This window comes from Halomonas sp. SSL-5, assembly GCF_030708455.1.
In the GTDB taxonomy this organism is placed as follows: Bacteria; Pseudomonadota; Gammaproteobacteria; order Pseudomonadales; family Halomonadaceae; genus Halomonas.
This window is the reverse complement of the sequence record NZ_JAUYWF010000015.1, coordinates 43,230-51,693: the sequence shown is the minus strand read 5'-3', so window position 1 is coordinate 51,693 and position 8,464 is coordinate 43,230. Positions and strand designations below refer to the sequence as shown.

Genomic DNA, 8,464 nt, shown 5'->3' with positions numbered 1-8,464 from the left:
GGTGGCCGCGGCATGGGCAACGGCGAGAACTTCAAGCTCCTCGACGGCATCGCCGACAAGCTGGGCGCGGCCATCGGTGCCTCGCGCGCCGCGGTGGATGCCGGCTTCGTGCCCAACGACATGCAGGTGGGGCAGACCGGCAAGATCGTCGCCCCGGATCTGTATATCGCAGTGGGCATCTCGGGTGCCATCCAGCACCTGGCCGGCATGAAGGACTCCAAGGTGATCGTCGCCATCAACAAGGACGAGGAGGCGCCGATCTTCCAGGTGGCCGACTATGGTCTCGTGGCGGATCTCTTCGAGGCCCTGCCGGAACTGGAAAGCAAACTGTAGCAGTTGGACTTGATTCAGAAGTGGTCTCTCCGATTGTCGGCGGCAGTGGCGTTTGCCGTTTCCGTCGACTTTTTTCTTCTTCAAGGGACGGAACATGGCGTCAGAAAGCGAACGCGAATCCATGGAATTCGATGTGGTCATCGTCGGTGCCGGGCCCTCGGGCCTGACTGCCGCGTGCCGGCTGATGCAGCAGGCGAGCGAGGCGCAACAGGAGCTTTCCTTGTGCGTGGTGGAGAAGGGCTCCGAGGTCGGCGCCCATATCCTCTCCGGCGCCATCTTCGAGCCCCGCGCCCTGCAGGAGCTGTTCCCCGACTGGGAGGAGCGTGGCGCGCCCTTGACCACCCCGGCCAGCCGCGACGAGGTCTACCTGCTCAAGGACGCCGAGAAGGGCCAGAAGCTGCCCAACGCCCTGGTGCCGCCCTCCATGCACAACACCGGTGGGGACATGCCGAGTGGCGACTCCCGCCGCTATGTGATCAGCGCCGGCAACCTGTGCCACTGGCTGGCCGAGCAGGCCGAGGGGCTGGGCGTGGAGATCTTCCCGGGCTTCGCCGCCCAGGAGGCGATCGTCGAGGAGGGCGTGGTCAAGGGCATCCTGATCGGCGACATGGGCGTGGGCGCCGATGGTCAGCCCAAGGACGGCCATATGCCGGGCATGGAGCTGCGGGCGAAGTACACCCTGTTCGCCGAGGGCGCCCGGGGGCATATCGGCAAGCGCCTGATCGAGGAGTATCGCCTCGACGCGGGCAAGGACCCCCAGCACTACGGCATCGGCCTCAAGGAGCTGTGGGACGTGCCCGCCGAGAAGCACGAGCCCGGCCTGGTGCTGCACGGCTCCGGCTGGCCCCTGGACAAGCACACCCATGGCGGCTGGTTCCTCTACCACGGCGACAACCAGCAGGTGGTGGTGGGCCTGATCATGGACCTCTCCTACCAGAATCCCTGGCTCTCGCCCTTCGACGAGTTCCAGCGCATGAAGCACCACCCGGTGCTGGCCAAGCACCTCGAGGGCGGCAAGCGGGTCGCCTACGGCGCCCGGGCCATCGCCAAGGGCGGGCTGAACTGCCTGCCGAAGATGACCTTCCCCGGGGGCCTGCTGATCGGCTGCGACGCCGGCACCCTCAACTTCGCCAAGATCAAGGGCCTGCACACCGCCATGAAGTCCGGCCTGGTGGCCGCCGAGGCGGTGTTCGAGGCGGTGGCCAGGGGCGACGAGGGCGGCCAGGAACTCACCGCCTTCACCGAGAAGTGGGAGGCGAGCTGGGCCTATGCCGAGCTCAAGGAGAGCTCAAGCTTCGGCCCGGCGATCCACAAGTACGGCACCGTCATGGGCGGCGCCTACAATTTCGCCGACCAGCTGTTGCGGGGCAAGCTGCCCACCGTCCACGACACCACCCCGGACCATGCCGCCCTGAAGCCGGCCGGCGAATTCGAGAAGATCGACTACCCCAGGCCCGACGGCAAGCTCTCCTTCGACAAGCCCTCCTCGGTGTTTCTCTCCAACACCAACCACGAGGAGGACCAGCCCTGTCACCTGAAGCTGGCCGACCTGGAGCTGCCGATCCGCGACAACCTGCCCGAGTATGCCGAGCCGGCAAGCCGCTACTGTCCGGCCGGGGTCTACGAGGTGGTCGAGGATGACGCAGGTAACCCCAAGTTCCAGATCAACTTCCAGAACTGCGTGCACTGCAAGACCTGCGATATCAAGGACCCGGCCCAGAACATCACCTGGGTGGCGCCGGAGGGCGGCGGCGGGCCGAACTACCCCAATATGTAAGCTCAAATTGTCCCTGTATGGAGTGTGTGATGACCGACGTATTCCTCTGCCATCCGCGACGGACCGCCGTGGGCCGCTTCGGCGGAACGCTTGCCAGCGTGCGCCCCGACGACATGGCCGCCACCATCTTCAAGGCGGTGCTGGCGGAAGCCCCCGAGCTGGACCCGGCGGCGATTGAAGAAGTCTTCATGGGCTGCGCCAACCAGGCCGGCGAGGACAACCGCAACGTGGCGCGCATGTCGGCGCTGCTGGCGGGCCTGCCGGTCTCAATACCCGGCACCACCATGAACCGCCTGTGCGGCTCCGGCATGGACGCGGTGGGCACCGCCTTCCGCGCCATCAAGGCCGGCGAGATGGACCTGGCGCTGGCCGGCGGCGTGGAGTCCATGTCCCGCGCCCCCTATGTGCTGGGCAAGGCCGACAGCGCCTTCTCCCGGGGCCAGAAGATCGAGGACACCACCATCGGCTGGCGCTTCATCAACCCGCAGATGAAGCAGGCCTACGGCGTGGAGTCCATGCCCGAGACCGCCGAGAACGTGGCCGAGCAGTTCGCCATCTCCCGGGAGGACCAGGACGCCTTCGCCCTGCGCTCCCAGCAGAAGGCCGCCGCCGCACAGGCGACCGGCCGCTTCGCGCTGGAGATCACCGCCATCGAGATCCCGCGCCGCAAGCAGGCGCCACTGATCTTCGACCAGGACGAGCACCTGCGCGAGACCACGCTCGAGAAGCTCGCCGGCCTGCCCACCCCCTTCCGTGAGGGCGGCAGCGTCACCGCCGGCAACGCCTCCGGGGTCAACGACGGTGCCGCGGCGATGCTGGTGGCAAGCCAATCGGCCGTCGAGGCGCACGGCCTCACCCCCATGGCGAGGATCCTCGGCATGGCCACCGCCGGCGTCGAGCCGCGCATCATGGGCGTTGGCCCGGTGCCCGCGGTCAAGCGCCTGCTCGAGCGCACCGGGGTGTCGCTGGACGAGATCGATGTCATCGAGCTCAACGAGGCCTTCGCCGCCCAGGCCCTGGCCTGCATGCGCGACCTGGGCCTCGAGGACGACGACCCGCGGGTCAACCCCAACGGCGGTGCCATCGCCCTGGGCCATCCGCTGGGCATGTCCGGTGCTCGCCTGCTGATGACTGCCGCCCATGAGCTGCAGAAGAGCGGCAAGCGCTACGCCCTGTGCACCATGTGCGTGGGCGTGGGGCAGGGCATAGCGACTTTATTGGAGAGGGCATGATGAGTGGCACGTCGCATGTCAGAACTGGCGGCTCAACTCGCCCCTGAGCTACCAAACGCCAAGGGAGATTGAACTGGCGGCTGTGGCTTGAAAATGTGTCCGCTCTGATTTGACCAGAACAGGAACATCCGGGGCGGCACCATCCAACGCCTGGTGGTTCCGCATTGCGTGAGCAACATCAACCGCCCCGCAGACGGTTGGCGTGGTTCTCCGATGCGATACCCTCGAGCGCGTCCCCGCCCTTGAATACCCTCGGGCCATCCCCAGATGATGCCATGCGGCTTCTTCCCCTGGAGTCGCCCACGGCTGCCTCGCCGTCGGAAAGCGAGTTTTGCTGAGACTGATCACGGACACACAGGAGGTGATTGGATGTCAGTCAAGACGTCTGACCGTGCGTTTGAGAAGACCGTTTCCCGTCATGGTGTCGTCGACTCGCCGGACCCGCAGAGCCTCGTGAAGAGCGCGCCGCGTCCGGGCGATGATCCCTATCCCACGCGCCTGGCCGAGCCCCTGGACATGCCCTGGCTCAACCGCCGCGAGCCGGTGGTGAAGGGGCGCGCCGAGGAGGGCCCCCTGAGCCGGGCGCAGCTCGACGAGTTCGAGCGCAAGGGCTTCCTGTTCGAGCCCGACTTCATCGCTGGCGAGGAGCTCGACGCCCTGCGTCGGGAGCTGGCGGCACTGCTGGAGAACCCCGACTATCGCCATCGCGACTTCAGCATCACCGAGCCCTACGGCAACGAGATCCGCTCGCTGTTCGCGACGCATTTCCTCTCCCGGCGCTTCGCCCGGCTGGCCCGCGACGAGCGCCTGGTCGGTCGTGCCCGCCAGATCCTCGGCGGCGAGCCCTACGTGCACCAGTCGCGGATAAACTACAAGCCGGGCTTCGAGGGCAAGGGCTTCAACTGGCATTCGGACTTCGAGACCTGGCACGCCGAGGACGGCATGCCGGCGATGCATGCGGTGAGCGCCTCCCTCGTGCTCACCGACAACCACCACTTCAACGGCCCGCTGATGCTGATCCCGGGCTCCCACCGGGTGTTCGTGCCCTGCCTGGGCGAGACGCCGGAGGCCAACCACAAGCAGTCGCTGAAGACCCAGGAGCTCGGCGTGCCCGGCCGTGAGGCACTGGCCGCGCTGGTCGAGCGCCACGGCATCGAGGCCCCCACCGGGGCCGCCGGCGGCCTGCTGCTGTTCGACTGCAACGTGCTGCACGGCTCCAACGCCAACATGTCCCCGGATCCTCGCAGCAATGCCTTCTTCGTCTACAATCGTCGCGACAACCGTTGCGTGGCGCCCTTCGCGGCGCGCCGGCGGCGCCCCGGCTTCCTGGCCCACGCCCCGGACGAGGCGTGGTCGCCGCAGGATTGAGGGCCTCGCGACACAAGCGCTGTGGCCTGTGCCGCGGGCTGCGATAGACTGTGGCGTCTGTCGCGCCCGCGGCACGCCCCAAGACAAGGAGAAGATGCGCCATGCGCTTTGTCCCCCGCTTCACCGATGGCCAGGCCTATCCCGAGCGGCTCGGCAAGATCGTCTGTGTCGGCCGCAACTACGCCGATCACGCCCGGGAGCTCGACAATCCGGTGCCCAGCGAGCCGCTGCTCTTCATCAAGCCGGCGACCAGCGCCGTGCCCATGGTGTCACCCATCGAGGCCCCCTTCTCCCGGGGAGAGGTGCACTACGAGACCGAGCTGGCGCTGCTGATCGGCGAGGAGTTGACCCACGTCACTGCCGACGAGGCGGAGCGTGCCGTGGTAGGCATCGGGCTGGCCCTGGACCTGACTCTGCGTGACGTCCAGTCGCGCCTCAAGGAGAAGGGGCACCCCTGGGAGATCGCCAAGGCGTTCGACGGCGCCTGCCCGCTCTCGGACTTCCTGCCGCTCTCCCAGGTGCCCAACTGGAGCGCGCTCTCCTTCACCCTGGAGGTGGACGGCGAGCCGCGCCAGCATGGCGAAGGCGCCGACATGCTGTTCCCGGTGCCGACCCTGTTGGCCGAGATAAGCCGTCACTTCACCCTGCAGCCGGGTGACGTGGTGCTCACCGGCACACCCGCGGGCGTCGGCCCGCTGGAGCGCGGCAGCGAGCTGTGCTTCACCCTGACCGGCGGCCTGGAGGTGACCACCCGCGTGGTGGAGTAGCGTGGCCATTATTCCAGGTAGGTGTAGCCCGCCAGGCCCTCGGAGAGGTCATCGAGGAAGCGCCGCTGCTCGGCCTCTTCCAGGCCGCTGGCGGCGAGCTGCTCGGCCAGGTTGCTACGCAGCACCTCGGCGTCGAAGTTGACGTAGCTCAGCACGTCGGCCACCCGGTCGCCCTGCTGGATATGGCTCAGGGTCCAGCTGCCGTCGTCGTTGAGGGTGGCGTCCACCGAGTCGGTATCGCCGAACAGGTTGTGCAGGTCGCCGAGGATCTCCTGGTAGGCGCCGACCATGAAGAAGCCGAGCAGCTTCTCGTCGCCCTCCTGCCACTCCGGCAGCGGCAGGGTGGTCTCCACGCCCTGGCCGTCCACGTAGCCATCGATACGGCCGTCGCTGTCGCAGGTGATGTCCTGGATGACGCCGCGGCGAACCGGTTCCTGGTCGAGTCCGGTGAGCGGCACGACCGGGAAGATCTGCTGGATGCCCCAGACGTCGGGCACCGACTGGAACAGCGAGAAGTTGACGAACAGCTTGTCGGCGAGCTTCTCGGCCAGCTCGTCGTTGATCTCGCGGTGCACCCGGTTGCGGGTATCCAGGCGGGCGCGCAGCCGAGCGCAGGCGGCGAAGTAGACGCCCTCGCCCTCGGCGCGGGCGGTGATATTGGTCAGTCCCATGACGAAGCGTTCGTGCAGGTCGCCCATGGCCTGGACCAGGTCGTGCCAGGCCTCCACCAGGCCGCGCTGGTCGGGGGAGGCGCCGAGCAGGTCGTGGACCCGCCACAGCTCGTCCAGTTGGGGGTCGCCCTCGACCCGGCGCTCGGGAACGGCTTCGCTGACTCGCTCCTCGCCGATCACGTTGCTGATCAGTACCGCGTGGTGGGCGGTGAGCGCCCGGCCCGACTCGCTGATCAGGTGCGGCTGCGGCAGGCCATGTTCCTGGCAGGCCAGGCGGAAGGCGTAGACCACGTTGCGGGCGTACTCGAGCATCGAGTAGTTGGCCGAGCAGAAGCTGCGCGAGCGGGTGCCTTCGTAGTCGACGCCCAGGCCGCCGCCGACGTCCACGGTATCCACCGGGGCGCCCAGCTCCACCAGGCCCTGGTAGAAGCGCGCGCACTCGTTGAGGCCACGCTGGATATCGCGGATGTTGGCGATCTGGGAACCCAGGTGGAAGTGCACCAGCTGCAGGCTGGCCAGGGCATTGGCCTCGCGCAGCTGCTCCACCACCGCCAGGATCTGGCTGGCGGTGAGGCCGAACTTGGACTTCTCGCCACCGGTGTTCTGCCAGCGCCCGCGACCCACGCTGGCCAGGCGGGCGCGCAGGCCGATACGCGGCGTGACGCCGAGCGCGGCGGCCTCCTCGAGGATCAGCGGCAGCTCGGAGAGCTTCTCCACCACCAGGTAGACGCGGTGGCCGAGCTTCTCGCCCATCAGCGCCAGGCGCACGTATTCGCGGTCCTTGTAGCCGTTGCAGACGATCAGCGAGGGGCCGTCGCCGGAGAGCGCTAGTACGGCGAGCAGCTCCGGCTTGCTGCCGGCCTCCAGGCCCACCCGGTCGCGGCCGCGTTCGGGGGTGGCCAGTATCTCCTCCACCACCCGGCGCTGTTGGTTGACCTTGATCGGGTAGACCGCGGTGTAGCCGCCGTCGAAGCTCTCCTCGGCCATGGCGGTGTCGAAGGCGTGACAGAGCTGCTCGACCCGGTCATGGAGGATATCGATGAAGCGCACCAGCACCGGCAGGCGCAGGCCGGCGGCCTTGAGTTCGGCCACCAGCTCGTCCAGCGGCAGGGCAGGGCCCTCGGCCTCGCTGCCCAGGGGGCGCACCAGGGCGTGGCCGGAGTCATCCACGTCGAAGTAGCCGCTGCCCCACTGGTCGATGTTCCAGACGCGCCGCGCTCGCCGCGCCGGGCTTCCGGTACTGGCCATGGGTCGGCTCATGAATCTGCCTCCGGCAGGGGCAGCGCAGCGTGATCGATGCGCGCCTTGAGGATGGTGTGGAACCGCTCGGGGTCATGGGGGGTGAGGTCATGCGCCGGCGGATCCACGTAGATCACCAGCAGGCGCGAGAGCCAGTAGCGCAGGGCGGTCATGCGCAGCATCATCGGCCAGGCGTCGCGCTCGGCGGCGGTCAGCGGACGGTGTGCCTGGTAGGCGGCGATGATGGCGTCGTGGCGCTCGGCATTCAGGCGGCCGTCCGCGTCGCTGGCCCAGTCGTTGATGACGATGGCCAGGTCGAACAGCAGGTCGCCGGTGCAGCCGTTGTAGAAATCGATGAGGCCGCCCAGGCGCTCGCCCTCGAACAGGGTGTTGTCACGGAACAGGTCGCCGTGCAGGGCCCCTTGGGGCAGTTCGGGACCATTGCCGAAGAACCCCTGGTAGGTCTCCACCTCGTCCTTCATCAGCGTCTGGTCCTCGGGGGCGAGGTAGGCCAGCACCTTGTGGTGCATGGGCAGCAGCCAGTGGAGGTCGCGGGGGTTGGGGCGGTGGCCGGGGAAGTGCTTCGACACCCGGTGCAGGCGGCCCAGGGCCTCGCCCAGGGCGCGGCACTGGGCCGGGTCGGGGGCCTTCGGGTGCCGCCCGGGCAGGCGCGGGAAGAGCAGCGTGGGCTTGCCGGCCAGGTCGTGCAGCGCCACGCCGTCGCGGTCGTGCAGCGGCCCCGGCACCGGCAGGCGGTGCTCGTCGAGGTAGTCGAGCAGGTCGACGAAGAACGGCAGCTCTTCGTGTTCACCCTGCTCGAACAGGGTCAGCACCAGCTCGCGCCGGTCGGTAGTGACGAAGAAGGTGCTGTTCTCGGTGCCGGCGGGAACGCCCTCCAGGGAGACCAGTGAGCCGGCGTCGAAGCGGCTCAGGAAAGCCTCGACCTGGGACTCGGTCAGCGGTGTGAATACGGCCATGTGTCTCTCACCCGGGAATGCCAAGCCGCCTATTGTAGCGACTTGCGAGTGTGATGCACGCTTCGTCGATCCGCCAGATGACTGAACCGCTCGAGGCTTT

At 68.0% G+C, this 8,464-nt stretch carries 7 protein-coding genes; 5 read left to right on the top strand and 2 right to left on the bottom strand.

The genetic code is table 11. From position 1 onward, the window contains the following. The 5 genes from RAN53_RS15855 to RAN53_RS15835 all read left to right on the top strand — a co-directional run. Positions 1-333: FAD-binding protein (locus RAN53_RS15855; RefSeq protein ID WP_305797766.1), on the top strand; the 333-nt coding region annotated here is incomplete at its 5' end. A 94-nt stretch (positions 334-427) separates the two neighbouring features. Next, positions 428-2,110, top strand: a complete 1,683-nt coding sequence (locus tag RAN53_RS15850; RefSeq protein ID WP_305797765.1) for an electron transfer flavoprotein-ubiquinone oxidoreductase — start codon at positions 428-430, stop codon at positions 2,108-2,110. 29 nt (positions 2,111-2,139) lie between these two features. Next, positions 2,140-3,342 (top strand): 3-oxoadipyl-CoA thiolase, encoded by a 1,203-nt coding sequence (pcaF, locus tag RAN53_RS15845; protein ID WP_305797764.1) that lies wholly within the window; start codon positions 2,140-2,142, stop codon positions 3,340-3,342. 369 nt (positions 3,343-3,711) lie between these two features. Further along, positions 3,712-4,710, top strand: coding sequence for an ectoine hydroxylase (thpD, locus tag RAN53_RS15840; protein WP_305797763.1), 999 nt, complete (start codon positions 3,712-3,714; stop codon positions 4,708-4,710). A gap of 101 nt (positions 4,711-4,811) precedes the next feature. Continuing rightward, entirely contained in the window at positions 4,812-5,477 is a 666-nt protein-coding gene (locus RAN53_RS15835) for a fumarylacetoacetate hydrolase family protein (protein WP_305797762.1), read from the top strand. 8 nt (positions 5,478-5,485) lie between these two features. On the opposite strand, the gene speA is transcribed toward RAN53_RS15835, so the two are convergent. Together speA and RAN53_RS15825 are read right to left on the bottom strand one after the other, a co-directional pair. Continuing rightward, positions 5,486-7,408, bottom strand: coding sequence for a biosynthetic arginine decarboxylase (gene speA, locus RAN53_RS15830; RefSeq protein ID WP_305797761.1), 1,923 nt, complete (start codon positions 7,406-7,408; stop codon positions 5,486-5,488). Then, positions 7,405-8,364 (bottom strand): homoserine kinase, encoded by a 960-nt coding sequence (locus RAN53_RS15825; protein WP_305797760.1) that lies wholly within the window; start codon positions 8,362-8,364, stop codon positions 7,405-7,407. The genes speA and RAN53_RS15825 overlap by 4 nt, the downstream gene beginning before the upstream one ends. Positions 8,365-8,464 lie beyond the last annotated feature (100 nt).